Here is a 16464-nt window from a genome sequence, read left to right as displayed (position 1 = left end):
GAATGCGCACCGTTTGGCCGCCGGCGTGCCGAAAGCGATTGCCGTTCGTCGCTTCATCGCCTACATAGCGCGCAACCCCCATTCACCTTGACACTTCAGTTTCCAGGGAAAGCGCGCGTGGCTCGCCAGTTCATCTATCACATGTCAGGCCTGTCGAAGGCCTATGGCACCAAGAAGGTGCTCGATAACGTTCACCTGTCCTTCTATCCGGACGCCAAGATCGGCATTCTCGGCCCCAACGGCTCGGGCAAGTCGACGATCCTGCGCATCATGGCCGGGCTCGACAAGGAGTTCCAGGGCGAGGCGTGGCTGGCAGAGGGCGCAACCGTCGGCTATCTCCCTCAGGAGCCGCAACTCGATCCAAACAAGACCGTGATGGAAAACGTCATGGAAGGCGTCGCCAGGAAGACGGCCATCATCGAGCGCTACAACGAACTGATGATGAACTATTCCGACGAGACGGCCGATGAGTCGGCCAAGCTCCAGGACGAGATGGATCGCCTGAACCTGTGGGACCTCGAGCAGCAGGTCGAGATGGCGATGGACGCGCTGCAGTGCCCGCCAGGCGATTCCGAGGTGACGAACCTTTCAGGCGGCGAGCGCCGCCGCGTCGCGCTTTGCCAGCTTCTGTTGCGCCAGCCGGATCTGCTGCTGCTCGACGAACCGACCAACCATCTCGACGCCGAGACCACGGCGTGGCTGGAAAAGCACCTGCGCGATTATCCGGGCTCGGTGCTGATCATCACCCACGACCGCTACTTCCTGGACAACGTGACCGGCTGGATCCTCGAGCTCGATCGCGGCCGCGGCATTCCCTACGAGGGCAACTACACCAAATATCTCGATGCCAAGGCCAAGCGCCTGATCCAGGAAGGCCGCGAGGACGACGCCCGCCAAAAGTCGATCTGGCGCGAGCGCGAGTGGATCCAGTCCTCGCCCAAGGCGCGTCAGACCAAGTCCAAGGCGCGTATCAAGGCCTATGAGGAGTTGGTCGAGCAGTCGCAGAACCGCAAGCCGACCGACACGCAGATCGTCATTCCGTCGAGCGAGCGCCTGGGCAACGTCGTCATCGAGGTCGAAGGCCTCAACAAGGGCTTCGGCGACGAGCTTTTGATCGAGAACCTGTCGTTCAGGCTGCCGCCGGGCGGCATCGTCGGCGTCATCGGCCCGAACGGCGCCGGCAAGACGACGCTGTTCAAGACCTTCACCGGTCAGGAAAAGCCGGATGCGGGCACCGTGCGCATCGGCGAGACGGTCAAGCTCGGCTATGTCGACCAGAGCCGCGACGCGCTCGATGGCAGCAAAACCGTATGGGAAGAAATTTCCGGCGGCGCCGAAATCATCAAGCTCGGCAAGCACGAGATCAACAGCCGCGCCTATTGCTCGTCGTTCAACTTCCGTGGCGGCGACCAACAGCAGAAGGTCGGCAACCTGTCGGGCGGCCAGCGCAACCGCGTGCATCTGGCCAAGATGCTGAAAGGCGGCGGCAATGTTCTGCTGCTCGACGAGCCGACCAACGACCTCGACACCGAAACGCTGGGTGCGCTGGAAGACGCGCTGGAGGCCTATGCCGGTTGCGCCGTCATCATCAGCCACGATCGCATGTTCCTTGATCGTATGGCCACCCACATGCTGGCCTTCGAGGGCAACGCGCATGTCGAATGGTTCGAAGGCAATTTCGAGGAGTATGAGAAGGACAAGCTGCGGCGCCTGGGCGCCGAAGCGGCGGCCCCGCACCGCATGACGCACAAGCGGCTGACACGGTAGGAACTTTGCGCTTGAACTTAGATCGTCGCTAGCCTACTTTTCTTTTGCTTCTGTGAGCTTCGTGCGCAGTTGTGCACCGAAGGGATGCGCAGAGCAAAAGATGAAAGGACTATGCAATGACCACTGGTCATGGCACCGATGGTGGTGCGTTCGATCTCCCATACAGTGTTATCCGAAATTTGACCTCGCCCGACGAGAAGGCGAATGGCGTGCAAACTTGGTTTGCTAACGTCAATGCGCGCGACATTCTCGTGCTAGGAACGCAGGACAATTTGCGTTCCTATATCGCGGAACACAAACCGTCGAAGCGGAACTCCGTCCACAAGCAGATTGAGAATACGATCCAAGAGCTTCCCGATCGATTCATCAATCGTAACTCCGGCATAACCATTACTTGCACTGCCTGCGAGATCGACGACAACAAGAAGATCGCGCGTCTGGCAAATGCGAGTATCATCAATGGTGCTCAGACGCAGGGCGAGCTGAAACGTTATTTTGCAGCTGAGGACGGCGAAGCGGCAGAATTCATGGTGCGCGCCGAGATTATCATGGAGCCGCTCCATGAGCAGATTGTAGAGATCGCAATCGCGCGCAATACGGCCACGTCCGTTAAAAGTGTCTCGCAGGCGGGCGCCCGTGGCTATTTGAAGGATCTTAAGGAAGCAATCGAGAAAGCACTTCCTGGTGAAACGCTTCAAATGAGCGAGACGGACGAAATTGGTCCTCACGTTCTCAACACTCAGGCGGTTTTGCAATGGACGCGACTGCTCATGCCCGCAAAATTGATTGGAGCAGCGGCTGCTCGAAATGTTCCGTACAAACAGGGTGGAAAGTGTTTGGCGGATTTCAGTAGTTGGGCACAGGATGCAAACACGGATGCGGAAGCAAAAAAGCGCTACGATTTCACGGTTGCGATGGCACCTATCGCGATTGCCGAATATCGCCATTGGGAACAGCATGATGGCTGGAATGACCAGCGACTTCACGAGTACGGCAAGAAGAGCGACAAGCCGCACGGAGGGCGGCCGGTACGGCGCGACAAGACTACCCGGAAGGTGAATTGGGTTGCTCCGGGAATTCTATTTCCAATCATGTCGGCGCTAAGTGCCTTCGTGAAGGAAAAAAACGGGGCTTGGGTGCTGGAAAAGCCAAGCCTCTTCAAGGAGAGCGAAATCATCCGTCGTGCCGTCCAACAATTCCGGTCTGATACCGTGAATCGCGAAGTTGCGCTTATGGGTCGCAGCGAACAAGCATATGATGCTTTGAGCATCTACACTGACACGATTGCAGCTGTCCTCCAGCAACAGGAGTAAGCGCGCAACACGCTGAGGACAACGCCGTTGAGGCGTTGCCCTCTTCTTGGTGCCACCGCAAGCACCGGCGCTAGGCATTCACCAGCCGGCAGCGGGGAATCCGGCTGCGAATGGACCAAAGGCAATTGCGAGCAATACGAAAGGGACAGCCGCGCCACCTCAGCGCGGAAGCCGCGGCCTCGCACCCGCCCAACAAACAACCGGCTTACGCGGCAGATTACTTTATCGATACAATGTTAATATTTGGAAAATAGCCGAGAAAATCCTTCTTGTTATTGGTTAGCAGAGTGGCTTCCTCTGCTTCCACCTGTGCGCCTATTATAAAGTCCGGAAGGACGTTTAATTTTGGGCCATTGTTCTTTTCTCTGTATTGGCGAAAGGCTTTTCCCGCGCGAAAGAGCACGTCGTCCGTGAATCCGATACGCTCTAAGCTGAAATCAGCGATGGTTTCATTTGTATGATCAACAGATTTCATAGCCGAAGAGAATTCGCTATAAACTATATCTGACAATACTATTGGCCCATTTTTCTTGCATTCTGCAAAGAGGGCCTTAGCTTCCTCGTGCTCTTGTGCGTCTGGCTTTGTTAAATAAACAAGAATGCTTGTGTCAATAAAGGTGGTCATTGGTTAGCCTCGCATCAGGCGCATCAATTCGTCAGCGGACAAATTAGGTTGTATGCCTTTGCTCGAAAGTTTCTGGATTGCTTCTTGGAGGTTCCCTCTAATAAATTGGTCAACGTCAAAATCCTCGAAGCTGTCAGCATCGATGGTAAAAAAGCCAGCGTATCGAGCAAGCATGGCGCATACTCTAGGAATTGATTTTGCGATCCTAACGTTACTTGGATGAATCGCTATCGTGGGTGTCTTACGATTGGAAATCTCCTGTGCAATATCGGGTAACGTCACAGTATGAAGCGCGGTTACAGCTTCCTCTGAAAATCGGTCGTGACCTCCGCAGGCCACGTACAAAGTAATCAGATGCCGCGCGGCTAGGTCCTTCTCAAGACTCCGTCGTCCACTTAGTGTATGGAAATAAGAGCCGGTTAGATAGTCCGCGTATTGGGACTGATTGATAGGCCTGCCTTGGTCGGCTCTGCTCGCTATGGTTCTGTCCATGGCAAGGAAAAGGGCGTCAACCCACCAGCGCTCTACTCGCTTCGCCTTGAATGATTCAATCCCAGATATTGAATACAGATAGTTCAAATTGGTCGAGAGTTTTCTGGTAGTCTTTCCTGTATATCTCTTGTCGTTTGATACAAAATTTTGGATATCGTTAGCGTTTATTCTGGAAGTGTCCCAGTTGAATTCTCCGGCTACACGATCTGCGATATAGGCGCGAGCCCACAGGGCGGGCTGTCGCTGGTAGGACAGCGCACCCTTCCAGGCTCCAACATAGCTGAAATTGAATGCGAAGATGGCGAGCTTGTCAAAATCTCGATTGTGTTCAAAATTAATTGCGTTAAAAACCAACTCGTCCGCGATGATGTAATCGATGCCGTTTACTAACTTATTCAAAAGAAAAAAGTTGAGAGGGATATAGTCCGGGCGGCCTATTTTATCTACACGCTCTCGAAACGCCGCTCGAGTCGTATTTTCTGCGCGCCCGTCGAATCCAATACGAATTGTTTCATGAAGTTCACGAAGCCCCTCGTTCTTTGGCCCCCAACTGAAATTCTTCGTGAAGCTGCCGGGTCGCCATTCCTCCCTCGGGTCAGCCATCCATCACCTACCGATGCGCAGAATTATATGCGTATGTTGCCCACGTTGGGCGATAGCTTTCGTCAGCCTGATTGCCCCAATAGGCCCAATTTGGTCGAGTGCCGCGAGCAAAGAGTTCAAGATAGGGGCCTTTTGAGCAGCTTTCTATAAGATCGTATTGTTCGTCAGGTTTACGTGAGTGTTCACGCTTGCGAGAGGATAGGTAGTTAATTTGGCTACGCCCTGGCGCCTCAGTCCTTGCATTCTTTCCACGTACACCAAACAGCAAGAGCTCGGTGACATTGCGAAAGTAGAATCCTACGCCCCGACCGTCAGAGCCACCATCTTTCCTAATTTTATGCCACACGATGTTCGACTTGTATTCGAATCCCCAAGCCTGCATCACCTTCAAGCCGTCCGGGAGGAGAGCATTCGGAACCCAAAGGTACAGATGGGCAGTTTCCTTGGTAATGCCTTTAACGGGCAGTTTGCAGATCTCGTCGGTCGTCATCGTCTCGTAGCGAGAAAGCCGGCGATGCTCTGGTGCCACTTTTCCGGTACGATTTATAAATCGCCAGGGTGGATCGGCGAGGATGGTCCTAAACGTCTTTCCGTCAAGCTTTCGAAGAAGGTCGATGCTGGGATCAGTGGGTTCTGCATTCATGACGTGATTCTCCGAACGTAATGTGAACAAATCAGGAACAAACCCGCTTGTCAATTTGACACGATTCTGCACCTATGTCGCAGCGAACTCTCGCGTATCAACAATGGACTTTTCGTTAACCATGTCGAGGTTTGCTGAAACAAAGGCGTGGTTCGCCTTGCTGTCTGGTTTCGGTGAGAGCAGTTAGGAATAGACGAATGGCTGACTGGTCCGCCGCCCAATATCTGAAGTTCGAGGATGAGCGCACGCGGCCTGTGCGCGACCTCGTGGCGCAGGTGCCGGTCGATTTTCCGCGCCGCGTCGTCGATATCGGCTGCGGGCCGGGCAACTCCACAGAGCTCCTGGTTGAGCGCTGGCCGGATGCTCAGGTCAGCGGCTTCGACACCTCGCCCGACATGATCGAGAAGGCGCGGGCGCGGCTGCCGAATGTCAATTTCGATCTGGCGGACGCCGCCGGATGGCAGCCCGAGCATCCCGTCGACGTCATCTTCGCCAACGCCGTCTTCCAGTGGCTGCCGGAACATCCGGCGGTGTTCCAGCGGCTGATGGGGCTTCTGGCGCCGGGCGGCGCCCTGGCCGTTCAGATGCCGGACAATCTCGGCGAAGCCTCACACCGGCTGATGCGCGAGACCGCGGCGGAAGCGCCGTTTGCGGCCAAGCTCAAGGGCGCCGCGCGCTCCCCGCTGCCACCGGTGTCCTTCTATTACGATCTTCTGTCGCCGCTCGCCGACCGTCTCGATATCTGGCACACCATCTACAACCATCCGCTGGCCGATGCCGAGGCGATCGTCGAATGGGTCAAGGCAACCGGCCTGAAGCCCTTCCTCGATCCGCTCGACGCGGATGAGAAGAAGCTGTTCCTCGACAGCTATACCGCCAAGATCGCCAAGGCCTATCCAAAGAAGGCGAACGGCAAGGTGCTGCTGCGCTTCCCGCGGATATTCATCGTCGCCAAACGCGCATAGGGTGTGTTGATATTCAGGTGATGCCGGCCTGCAAATGGCGGTTTCCTGCCGCTTCCGGTGCTCACGTACTTCAAGTACGCTCCGTTCCGGTTCTCGGAAGCCACCATTTTCGACTCGGCCTGACCTGAATCTCAACACCCCTCGCTCGCCCCACTCCTTGACCGGTTTGCGCCGTCATGCGCATTTCATCGATGTGGACCATGGTCCTTCGTCCACGGGGTAGGGGTAAGCGATGACACTGGGCAAGATGACGCTCGCAACCAGCGTGTGCGTGGCTGCGGTGGTTCTTCTTTCAACGGCAGCCGAGGCCAAGCCGGCACGCTGCTTCACCACGGATGACGGCTATTATCCCTGCAACTACAAGGCTTTGGACGGCGAGGGCAGCTTCCGCGTCTCGGCGCCAGGCTATCCCACGATCACGCTTGAAATCGACCAGCCGGGCTTTGCCTTCGGCTATGCCAGGTTCGGCAGCCGCAACCGATCGCTGCCGGGGCAGTTCGTGCGCAGCCGCGACGACGGCGCCTGCTGGAACAATCCGCAGACCAACACCAAAGTCTGCGCCTGGTGAACGCCCTCGCGGATTTGTGGGGTCACGAGTTTAAGCTGGCATAAACCGGCCAAATGCGACAAGGGTTGCGCCGGGCCATTTCCGCGCCCACATCAAAGCCGCAAGGCCCGTGCCATTTGTTTCAACGCAATTCCGGACGGAAAACCGGTTCCCACTTTTCCTGGGATTGCTCTAGACGGATTGGACATGCATCGCGTCATCATCAGCGGCATCGGCGCCGAAATCCCTGAACCCGTCATCACCAATGAAGAGCTGGTCGAAAGCTTCAACAGCTGGGTCGACACCGAGAATGTGCGCCGCGCCGACACCGGCGAGCCGCTTTTGCAGAAATCGGACAGCGACTTCATCGTCCACGCCTCGGGCGTGAGGAGCCGCCATGTCGTCGAGCGCGAGGGCATCCTCGACCCGACCCGCATGTCGCCGCGCATTCCGGCACGGCCGGACGACGCGCTGTCATTGGAGGCGGAGTTCGGCATCGCCTCGGCCAGGAAGGCGCTTGCCCATGCCGGGGTCGACGGGTCCGACATCGATCTGGTGATCTGCTCGGCCTCGCATCACCAGCGGCCCTATCCGGCCATCGCCATCGAGATGCAGGAGGCGCTTGGCACCAAGGGCGCCGGCTTCGACATGGGGCTTGGCTGCTCTTCCGCCGCGGCGGCGCTGCATGTCGCCGTCAACCTGGTGAGGGCGGGGGCACACAAGCGCATCCTGGTGTCGACGCCCGAAATCATCACCGGCCATCTCAACTTCCGCGACCGGCAGACGCATTTCATCTTCGGCGACGCCTCGGTCGCCATGGTCGTCGAAGGACTGGCGCAGGGCGAAAAGCGGCCGGGGCGTTTCGAGGTGCTCGACACGCGCACCTGGACGCAGATGTCGAACAACATCCGCACCAATCTCGGCTACCACACGCGCACGGCCCAGGACGATCCCTACATGATCAACCTGGAAGGCAACCTCATCAAGCAGGTCGGCAACAAGGTGTTCAAGGAAGTCACCGTCGCCGGCCAGAAATTCATCGTCGAATTCCTGGCCGAGCACGGGCTGACGCCGGAAGGCATCCGGCGCTTCTGGCTGCACCAGGCCAATGCGCGCATGAATGCGATGATCCTGAAATTGTCCTTCGGCCACGACGTCGACCATGACCGCGCGCCGATGGTGCTTGAGCGGCTTGGCAACACCGCCGGCGCCGGCGCCATCGTGGCGCTGTCGGAGAACCATGCCGACATGAAGGCCGGCGATTTCGGACTGATCTGCGCCTTCGGCGCCGGCTATTCGATCGGCGGCGCGCTGTTGAGAATGCTGTAACCGGCGATCAGGCGGGTGCGAAAGGCACCAGCATCGGCACGCGCCTGGCGTAATCGTCATAGGCCGGGCCGAGCTCGCCGCGCAGGAAGCTCTCTTCCAGCCTCGCCTTGACGACGACGCCGACGAGCAGCAGGGCGGCGCCGGCAATGCCCCAGACCGTGCCCTTAACCGCCATGGTGGCGAGGACGGACAGCAGCAGTCCGGTATAGATCGGATGGCGGACCAGGCCATAGGGGCCGGTATCGACGACGCGATGATCGGCCTTGGCGGTGACGTTGGCCGACCACAGCCGGCCGAGATGCAGCCGTGCCCACCAGGCGAAGGCGATGCCGATGGCGATCAGGGCAACGCAGATCCAGGCTCCGGCGAGCGTCGGCGTCCAGAGCCGAAGCCGGCCGACATAGCCGTGCGCCGGCACGAACAGCAGAACGGTACCGGCCAGCCAAAGGACCCGGTAGCGTGCCTCCGACTTGAGATCCGCGCGCTTTTGCGCGGGGTCGGCCCAGGAGGCGGCAAGAAGCCAGGACACCAGCCAGAACAGCCAGAGTGCGGCGACAGCTTGTCCAACCTGCATGATCGAACCTTCCCGATTGCGCGCGTGACCGTCTATGCAATCGTCGCGGCAGCATTGCGGCCTGCAGCGCCCGACGAAAGGGGATTTGCGGTAAGAAGGTCGTGATCGCCATCAAGCGGCGTGATCGGATCATCAGCGCTTTCGACTGGACCGCATTCTTCGGCACCATTAGACCAGCGGCATGCAGGAAACCAACCTGGAACTTTTTCCCGTAGCGGAACCGGCGGTCGACATCGTGCCGGGCCGCAAGCTGACGGCAAAGGCAGCGGCGCTCTATGCCGCGCCGCACGATCATTTCGAGACGAGGGCGGTCGAGGAGTTGCGGCTCGGTTTCGACGGTATCGCGGGCGACTTCCATGGCGGAACGACGCGGCGTTCCGGCGGACGCGAGCCCTGGTACCCGCGCGGCACCGAGATGCGCAACGAGCGGCAATTGTCGCTCGTTGCGGCGGACGAGCTTGCCATCGTCGCCCAGCGCATGGGGCTCGATGAGATCAAGCCGGAGTGGATCGGCGCCAACCTCCTGGTCGAAGGCGCGCCGCAGCTTTCGATGCTGCCGGCCGGCTCGTTGCTGTTCTTCAAGGGCGGGGTGACGCTCAAGGTCGACGGGCAGAACAAGCCCTGCCGCGTTGCCGGACAGTCGATCGCCGAGCATGTCGGCGCCGCCGATCACAATGCCACCGCGCTGCTCTTTCCCAGGGAGGCGAAACGGCTGCGCGGCCTTGTCGCCTGGGTCGAGAAGCCGGGCGTCATAAGAGCTGGCGAAGAGATTTCCATCCGGGTGCCCGAGCAGTGGATCTATCAGGCCTGAACAAAGAGGCCGCGCCGCTCTCGCGGCGCGGCGTTCCCGGTTAGGCCGCCTTGCGGTTCTTGTTGGCGCCCTGCGCCATTACCGAGACGTGATCCCATTTCTCCCAAGTGGCGATGCGGTTGGCATATTCCTGCCGGATCATCGGCAGTCCGCCGTCGCCGAAGAAGACCCTGAGCGGCGGCTCGGCGGCATCGACGATCGCCAGCATCGCCGGGCCGGTCGCTTGCGGATCGCCAGCGACGGAACGGCTGCGGCGCTCGGCCATCGCTGCGCGGACCGGCTCATAGGCGTCCAACGGCTTGGAGACCCTGGCCGACGGCCCGGCCCAGTCCGTGGAGAAGCCGCCCGGCTCGACAAGGTGACGTGGATGCCGAAGCCGGCGACCTCGAGGCTGAGCGACTGGCTGAAGGCTTCCAGCGCCCATTTTGAGGCGTGATAAAGGCCGAGCGAGGCAAAGGCGTTGACGCCGCCGATCGAGGAGATCTGGATGATGTGGCCTGAGCGTTGCGCCCGCATGACGGGAAGCACGGCCTGGGTCACCCAAAGCGCTCCGAAGACGTTGGTCTCGATCTGGTCGCGCGCCTCCTGCTCCGTGACCTCCTCGATGGCGCCGAAATGGCCGTAACCGGCATTGTTGACGACCACGTCGAGCCGGCCGAAACGCCTGTGCGCCTCGGCAACAGCGGCGTCGACGGCGTGCTTGTCGGTGACATCGAGCTTCATGGCAGCGACCTTGTCGCCATATTTCTCGACGAGATCGGCGAGCGTGCCGGCATCGCGCGCAGTTGCGGCGACGCGATCGCCGCGGGCGAGCGCGGCCTCGGCCCAGACGCGGCCAAAACCCTTCGACGATCCGGTGATGAACCAAACCTTATCAGTCATGATCTGTGATCCTTGCCCTTGGAGCGGTGCAGCGCCTCTCAGGATCGCCGAGCCACTCCAAGTCGTTGTTTTTGTGTAATTCCGGGCGGAAACCGCTACGCGCTTTCCTGGAATTGCTGTGGTGACGGTGTATTCCGGATGCAAACGGAGGATGCTCCGTTTGCTGCATGTACGGCGCCTTGGGCGTTTTTCCAGAGGCGCTGCCGGATTTATTTGGCGGCAGGGTCAGGGATAGAGCACGATCAGACGTCCGGTGATCGTGCCGACCTCACTCGTCCTCGTCGTCTTCCTCGAGCAGGCGCGTTGCCCGCCAGCGGGTCAGCACCATATTGGTCTGCTCGATGACGAAGAAGCGCGCCGAATCCCGGTCATAGCCTTCGGCCAGAAGCTTTTCGTAATCGGTGTGGACATGGCGGATATGGGCGATGGCGGCCAGCCACACCGCGATCGTCGGCGGCAAGCTCTTCATGTGCACGGAACCGGCGTCGGCGCGGATCTTTTCCATGTCGGCGTAAGGGGCGAGCGGCAAAAGCGCGGTCAGCGCCTTGGCGATGGCGCGGCGGCGGCCGGTGGGGGCGCTCATTTCTCGTCGCGCCCGGCGATGGTCGCCTCGGGGAACGCGTCGGTCGAGGCGTAGTAGGGCTTGATGTCGATGACCGGCGTGCCGTCGAGCACATCGATGGCGTCGATCTCGATCCGGCCGGCCTCGATGTCGAAAGCGACGAGCTTCGCCACATGCAGGCCGACAGGGTTCGGCCGGGCAGGGGAACGCAGCGAGAAAACGCCTTTCGCTTCAGTCGCGTGGCGCGGTTTCTGCACAATCAGATTCCGCGGCGCGTGATGGAGCCGGGACAGGATGACGACGTGGCTGGCGCGTTCCAGGTTTTGCAGCCCCGGGCGATAGGGCTGGTCGATCAGGATTGTCGCGGGTCGCCTGGTTTCGCGGGCGGCGCGCATGTTCTTCGGGCACTCCTCGCGGACCGCCCAGGGCGAGACAATGCGGCCGATGAAGACGACATGACCGTCCGGCCGCAGCTCCGCCGGGTCGGCCGCAAGAAGTGTTTCGCCTTGGCGCGTCTCAAACATCCTGTTCATCCCGCGGAAGAACCGCTTGCCCGGCGCGAATCGCGGCTGCGCCATTTTCTTGTCCGGAAGCGACATAGCGCTTGCCAGGGTTTCAAAATCGACATAAACATATCTTTATATCTTTCAACGAGAACCCGCTCATGCATGTCTCGCTCGACACAATGGTAGATACATTGAAGGCGGCGGCCGAATCCAGCCGGCTGCGCATCCTGGTGCTGCTTTCGCGCGGCGATCTTACCGTCTCCGACCTCACGGAGATCCTTGGACAGTCGCAGCCGCGGGTCTCGCGTCATCTGAAGCTGCTGCTCGATGCCGGGCTGATCGGCCGCTACCAGGAAGGGTCCTGGGCCTTCTTCAGGCTGACCGATACGGATAATTCGCGCGATTTCGTACAGCGTCTGGTCTCGGCCATAAGAGAGGCCGATCCGCAGGTGGTGCGCGATCTCGAGCGTTTGGCGGCGGTGAAGCGCAAAAGGCAGGACCGGGCTGCCGAATATTTCTCCGAGAATGCCGCGAGCTGGGATCACATCCGCTCGCTGCATGTGCCGGACCGGGCGGTGGAAGCGGCGCTCATCAAGCTTGTCGGCAAGCGGCCGTTCCAGTCGATGCTCGATCTCGGCACCGGCACCGGCCGGCTGCTCGAAATCTTCGCGCCGCTCTACCGGCGCGGCGTCGGCATCGACATGTCGCGCGAGATGCTGACCGTGGCGCGCGCCAATCTCGACAAGGCCGGCATCGCCAATGCACAGGTGCGCCAGGGCGATATCTTCTCGCCGCCGGTCGAGCGCAACGCCTTCGACCTCGTCACCATCCACCAGGTGCTGCACTATCTCGACGATCCGGCCCGCGCGATCGCCGAAGCGGCGAGGCTGCTGCGGCCATCGGGCCGACTGATCGTCGTCGACTTCGCGCCACATGAGCTTGAATTCCTGCGCGACCAGCACGCTCACATGCGGCTCGGCTTTTCCGACCGGCAGATTTCGGAATGGTTCGGGGAGGCCGGCCTCGACCTCGAGGACAGCCAGGAATTCGAGCCGCGTGGCGGCAACGAGGCAAGGCTCACCGTCAAGCTCTGGCTCGGCCGCGACCGCCGGCTGCTGATCGCCGATCCATCCAACGATTCCTTGCCAGTGAGGGAAACAGCCTGATGAACCAGTTCCGCTTTTCCCGCCGTCCCGACATCGGCGACAAGGTCCGGGTTTCGTTCGAATTCTTTCCGCCGAAAACCGACGAGATGGAAGCGAGGCTCTGGGACACGGTCACAAGGCTGGAGCCGCTCAAGCCGAAATTCGTCTCGGTGACCTATGGCGCCGGCGGCTCGACCCGCTCGCGCACGGCGCGCACGGTCAAGCGCATCCTCAACGAGACGTCGCTGACGCCCGCGGCGCATATGACCTGCGTCGATGCCGCCCGCGATCAGGTCGACACGGTCATCCGCGAGTTCGCCGACATGGGCGTCAAACGCTTCGTGGCGCTGCGCGGCGATCCGGCGGCAGGTGTGGGGACAAGCTACCGTCCGCATCCCGACGGCTACGCCAATGGCGCCGAACTGGTCGGGGCGCTGAAGAGCGTCGGCGATTTCGACATCTCGGTCTCCGCCTATCCGGAAAAGCATCCGGAAAGCCCGGATTTCGCCACCGACATCGACATGCTGAAGCGCAAGGCCGACAATGGCGCGACGCGGGCGATCACCCAGTTCTTCTTCGACAATGACCTTTACGAGCGCTATGTCGAGCGGGCGCGGCGCGCCGGCATCTACATCCCGATCGTGCCGGGCATCCTGCCGGTGCACAATTTCACCCAGGTCGCCAATTTCTCGTCGCGCTGCGGGGCGCTGGTGCCGGCCTGGCTGGCCGAGCGTTTCGAGGGGCTGGAGAACGATCCGCAGACGCATGCGCTGGTGGCTTCGGCCGTGGCGGCCGAACAGGTGCTCGACCTTGTCGAGCGCGGCGTTGGCGATTTCCATTTCTACACGATGAACCGCGCCGATCTCGTCTTTGCCGTATGCCACATGATCGGCATCCGCTCGCATGAGGCTGAGGCGGCCGGTTCGGCCGCGGCTTGAGCCCGGCGGAAACGGAAAAGGCCGGGTAGAACCCGGCCTTTTCGAACTGTTTGGACTATTCTCGGTGCTGGTCTTCCCGGCTTTGGCGGGTCAGGGAAGAACGCCTATGATAAGGGCACCGATGAATGCGAATGCGGCACAAATCATCAAAGCGTTGATCGGCCTCGTCAGTCCCATGTCATAGCCTCCTCTTCAGAGCTATGGCAGGAGTCTAGGGTCATTTGTGCCACAGGCAAGCGGAAAACGTGCTGCAATGCGACATGATTGTGGAATTTGCGACCGGGGATTTGCCATTAGCCGTTGAAACTCTTCGGCAAAAGCCGGCTCCGGGCCTGTGAATAAATTGTGGCGGCGGTGTGGCATGACACCGCTACCATTTGCCGAACAATCGCCCATCGATGGTGATGAGGCCGAGGCCGATCAGCGTCATGCCACCGACCTCGAACAGCGCCAGCCGCTCGCCGAGGAACAGGAAGCCGAGCAGCACCGCGCTGACCGGCACGATCAACGTCACCAGCGAGGCATTGGTGGCGCCGGCCGAGGCGACGAGGTTGAAATAGAGGATGTAGGCAAAGGCGGTGGACAGCAGCGCCAGGCCCAGCACCGCGGCCCAGACGGGTGGCGAGGCCGAGAACAATCCCGCCGGACCATAGGCAATCAGCACGATGGGGATCATGATGATGGTCGATGCGGTCAACTGCCCGGTGGCGATGACGGGCGAAGGCACGCCCTTGAAGCGGCGCGCGATCATCAGGGCGACGGCGTAGGAGAGCGAAGCGCCGATCAATGCGAACTTGGCCCAGACCGGCCCGCCAAGCCCGGCAAGCAGGCCAGGTCCGATCATGACCGCGGTGCCGGCGACACCGAGCGCGATGCCGGCCAGCTTGTTCCAGGACAGCTTCTCGTCGGTGGTGAGCGCATTGGCCAGGATCAGCGTCCAGAACGGCGTCGTCGCATTGAGCACCGAGGCGATGCCGGCGCCGAGTTGCGTCTGGCCGGCGAAAATCAGCGAGAACGGCACGACATTGTTGGTGAGCGCCAGCAGGAAGAACAGGCCGGGACGTGGGAAGGCGAGCCGGAACGAAGGGCCGCGGATCGCCAGATAGAGATGAAGCGCTGCCGCGGCGATGGCGACGCGGAACAGCACCAGCGCCAGCGGGTGGATTTCCGACACTGCAATGCGGGCAAAGAAGAACGAACCGCCCCAGATCGCGCCGAGCAGGAGAAGCTGCGCCCAATCCTTGAGCGCCATCGGTCCGCGCGTCGGCGCGGCGCCGGCCGTAATCGACATGTCCTGTTCCTCCCGACGCCAATCGCAATCTCAGCCCGTCAGATATCTCAACAACCGTTATCGGGTTCGGCGGCAAGAGCCACCCGAAACCTGACCGGTGGTTTAGCGTTGGCAAAAAGTGCGGCCGGCCGCGCGGTATGGCGAGACACAGAACTGTTTTCTTTGGCAGCTAGCTAGGATTAATTGTGCGCGCTCCAGACCTGAGGATTCGTCCATGCAGCGATTCGAAAATGCCCGTGAGGCGGCACTGGCGCTTCGTCCGGACGACCCGGTCTACTGTTTCCGCCCGCAGGTGCTGAAGGCGGATGCCTTGCAGTTCATGGGGATGTTCCCCGGCAAGACCGCTTATGCGGTGAAGACCAATGGCGAGCAGATCGTGCTGAAGACATTGGTCGAGGCCGGCGTCAGCACTTTCGACGTCGCTTCGCCGGGCGAGTTCGCCGCCGTGCGCGCGGTCTCGGCGGATGCCGAGATGCTCTACATGCATCCGGTCAAGGCGCAGTCGGATATTAAGCTGGCGCTGGAGAAATACGGCATCCGGGTGATCTCGCTCGACCATGAAGACGAGATCACCAAACTGACGCGCGTTGTGCGGGCGCTCGATATCGATCCGGGCGCCATCACCGTCTTCGTGCGCATCCAGACCAAGGGCCATGCGGCTTACGAATTGTCGAAAAAATTCGGCGCGGGGCCGGCCAACGCGGTCGAGCTTGCCGAGCGGCTGAACCGCACCGGCTACAAGGTGGGGCTCTGCTTCCATGTCGGCAGCCAGATCGAGGATCCCGATACCTATGAACGGGCGCTCGCCTCGGCCGACTGGGTGCGCAACCGCTTGACCTTCGACATTGCCGGGCTCGATGTGGGCGGCGGTTTTCCCGCCGAATACGGCCACGATCCCAATCGCAAGCAGGTCGAGATGCCGTCGCTCGGCCAATTGATGTCGCGGCTTGCCGGCGACCTGAAAGAGTATCAGTTCGACCAGATGCCGCTGGTGGCCGAGCCCGGCCGCGTGATCGTGGCGCGCTGCCTGTCGCTGATCGTGCGGGTGCTGTTGCGCAAGGGCAAGCGGCTCTACATCAATGATGGCATCTGGGCCTCGCTGTCGGATTCATGGACCGGCAAGATCACGCTGCCGGCCCGCTTCATCCCCGATCCGGCGATCCGCACGCGCAATGGCGACGAAAACACCATCGTGCCGTTCAAGGTCTGCGGCGCGACCTGCGATTCCGTCGACATTCTGTCGCGACCATTCTGGCTGCCGGAAACGGTCGACACCGGCGACTGGATCGAGATCGGCCATATCGGCGCTTACTCGCTGTCGCTCAGGACGCGTTTCAATGGGTTCTATCCAGACACTTTCGTCGAGGTGACGACGCCGTTCGACGAAGGCGACGCGCCGCAAGGCTTTGCCAGCCTGGAGACGATGGCGGATTGAATAGTGAGTAGTGAGTAGTGAGTAGTGAGTGGTAAT

General features: G+C 60.5%; 16 protein-coding genes and 1 pseudogene. 9 read left to right on the top strand and 8 right to left on the bottom strand.

Annotation, left to right across the window (positions count from 1 at the left end):
* Window positions 1-117: 117 nt before the first annotated feature.
* Entirely contained in the window at window positions 118-1767 is a 1650-nt protein-coding gene (gene ettA, locus FJ418_RS19015) for an energy-dependent translational throttle protein EttA (protein WP_140647586.1), read from the top strand.
* A 116-nt stretch (window positions 1768-1883) separates the two neighbouring features.
* Window positions 1884-3080, top strand: coding sequence for an AIPR family protein (locus FJ418_RS19010; protein ID WP_140868137.1), 1197 nt, complete (start codon window positions 1884-1886; stop codon window positions 3078-3080).
* A gap of 217 nt (window positions 3081-3297) precedes the next feature.
* On the opposite strand, the gene FJ418_RS19005 is transcribed toward FJ418_RS19010, so the two are convergent.
* Genes FJ418_RS19005 through FJ418_RS18995 form a run of 3 tightly spaced genes read right to left on the bottom strand, consistent with a single transcriptional unit; the run spans window position 3298 to window position 5443 of the window.
* Entirely contained in the window at window positions 3298-3705 is a 408-nt protein-coding gene (locus FJ418_RS19005) for a type II toxin-antitoxin system VapC family toxin (RefSeq protein ID WP_140868134.1), read from the bottom strand.
* 3 nt (window positions 3706-3708) lie between these two features.
* A complete protein-coding gene (locus FJ418_RS19000) occupies window positions 3709-4800 on the bottom strand; it encodes a hypothetical protein (RefSeq protein WP_140868131.1) in 1092 nt (363 codons plus the stop codon).
* A 7-nt stretch (window positions 4801-4807) separates the two neighbouring features.
* Complete coding sequence (locus FJ418_RS18995; RefSeq protein ID WP_140868128.1) at window positions 4808-5443, bottom strand: MT-A70 family methyltransferase; 636 nt, start codon at window positions 5441-5443, stop codon at window positions 4808-4810.
* Window positions 5444-5640: 197 nt separating this feature from the next.
* On the opposite strand from FJ418_RS18995, the gene tam reads away from it, so the two are divergent.
* The 3 genes from tam to FJ418_RS18980 all read left to right on the top strand — a co-directional run bounded on the left by tam (window position 5641) and on the right by FJ418_RS18980 (window position 8284).
* Window positions 5641-6408, top strand: coding sequence for a trans-aconitate 2-methyltransferase (gene tam, locus FJ418_RS18990; RefSeq protein ID WP_140868125.1), 768 nt, complete (start codon window positions 5641-5643; stop codon window positions 6406-6408).
* A gap of 232 nt (window positions 6409-6640) precedes the next feature.
* Window positions 6641-6976, top strand: a complete 336-nt coding sequence (locus FJ418_RS18985; RefSeq protein WP_140657495.1) for a hypothetical protein — start codon at window positions 6641-6643, stop codon at window positions 6974-6976.
* A gap of 186 nt (window positions 6977-7162) precedes the next feature.
* Window positions 7163-8284 (top strand): beta-ketoacyl-ACP synthase III, encoded by a 1122-nt coding sequence (locus tag FJ418_RS18980; RefSeq protein ID WP_140647583.1) that lies wholly within the window; start codon window positions 7163-7165, stop codon window positions 8282-8284.
* A gap of 7 nt (window positions 8285-8291) precedes the next feature.
* Here the strand turns inward: FJ418_RS18980 and FJ418_RS18975 are convergent, their stop codons facing one another.
* Complete coding sequence (locus FJ418_RS18975; RefSeq protein WP_140647582.1) at window positions 8292-8858, bottom strand: isoprenylcysteine carboxylmethyltransferase family protein; 567 nt, start codon at window positions 8856-8858, stop codon at window positions 8292-8294.
* Window positions 8859-9039: 181 nt separating this feature from the next.
* Between FJ418_RS18975 and FJ418_RS18970 the strand changes: the two genes are divergently transcribed.
* Window positions 9040-9669 carry an MOSC domain-containing protein gene (locus FJ418_RS18970; RefSeq protein WP_140868122.1) on the top strand — a complete coding sequence of 210 codons (630 nt, stop codon included), beginning with the start codon at window positions 9040-9042 and terminating at the stop codon, window positions 9667-9669.
* A gap of 40 nt (window positions 9670-9709) precedes the next feature.
* Here the strand turns inward: FJ418_RS18970 and FJ418_RS18965 are convergent.
* From FJ418_RS18965 to tsaA, 3 genes and pseudogenes are all read right to left on the bottom strand, one after another.
* Window positions 9710-10551: pseudogene (locus tag FJ418_RS18965) on the bottom strand (SDR family oxidoreductase).
* A gap of 268 nt (window positions 10552-10819) precedes the next feature.
* Complete coding sequence (locus FJ418_RS18960; protein ID WP_140647578.1) at window positions 10820-11134, bottom strand: DUF2293 domain-containing protein; 315 nt, start codon at window positions 11132-11134, stop codon at window positions 10820-10822.
* The gene (gene tsaA / locus FJ418_RS18955) at window positions 11131-11637 is read right to left on the bottom strand and encodes a tRNA (N6-threonylcarbamoyladenosine(37)-N6)-methyltransferase TrmO (RefSeq protein ID WP_140868119.1); all 507 of its coding nucleotides are present in this window, start codon (window positions 11635-11637) and stop codon (window positions 11131-11133) included. The genes FJ418_RS18960 and tsaA overlap by 4 nt, the downstream gene beginning before the upstream one ends.
* Before the next feature lie 140 nt (window positions 11638-11777).
* On the opposite strand from tsaA, the gene FJ418_RS18950 reads away from it, so the two are divergent.
* Window positions 11778-12785, top strand: coding sequence for a metalloregulator ArsR/SmtB family transcription factor (locus FJ418_RS18950; RefSeq protein WP_140784112.1), 1008 nt, complete (start codon window positions 11778-11780; stop codon window positions 12783-12785).
* Window positions 12785-13702: a methylenetetrahydrofolate reductase [NAD(P)H] gene (gene metF, locus FJ418_RS18945; protein WP_140706404.1), complete on the top strand. Its 918-nt coding sequence runs from the start codon at window positions 12785-12787 to the stop codon at window positions 13700-13702. The genes FJ418_RS18950 and metF overlap by 1 nt, the downstream gene beginning before the upstream one ends.
* A gap of 370 nt (window positions 13703-14072) precedes the next feature.
* Here metF and FJ418_RS18940 read toward each other — a convergent pair whose 3' ends face one another.
* Window positions 14073-14993: a DMT family transporter gene (locus FJ418_RS18940; RefSeq protein WP_140868116.1), complete on the bottom strand. Its 921-nt coding sequence runs from the start codon at window positions 14991-14993 to the stop codon at window positions 14073-14075.
* Between the two features lie 214 nt (window positions 14994-15207).
* On the opposite strand from FJ418_RS18940, the gene FJ418_RS18935 reads away from it, so the two are divergent.
* The gene (locus FJ418_RS18935) at window positions 15208-16428 is read left to right on the top strand and encodes an alanine racemase (RefSeq protein ID WP_140868113.1); all 1221 of its coding nucleotides are present in this window, start codon (window positions 15208-15210) and stop codon (window positions 16426-16428) included.
* The last annotated feature ends 36 nt before the right edge of the window (window positions 16429-16464 follow it).

The organism is Mesorhizobium sp. B2-8-3 (assembly GCF_006440815.1).
Classification (GTDB): Bacteria; Pseudomonadota; Alphaproteobacteria; order Rhizobiales; family Rhizobiaceae; genus Mesorhizobium.
The sequence above is the reverse complement of the archived record's forward strand: the minus strand, read 5'-3'. Positions and strand labels throughout refer to the sequence as shown.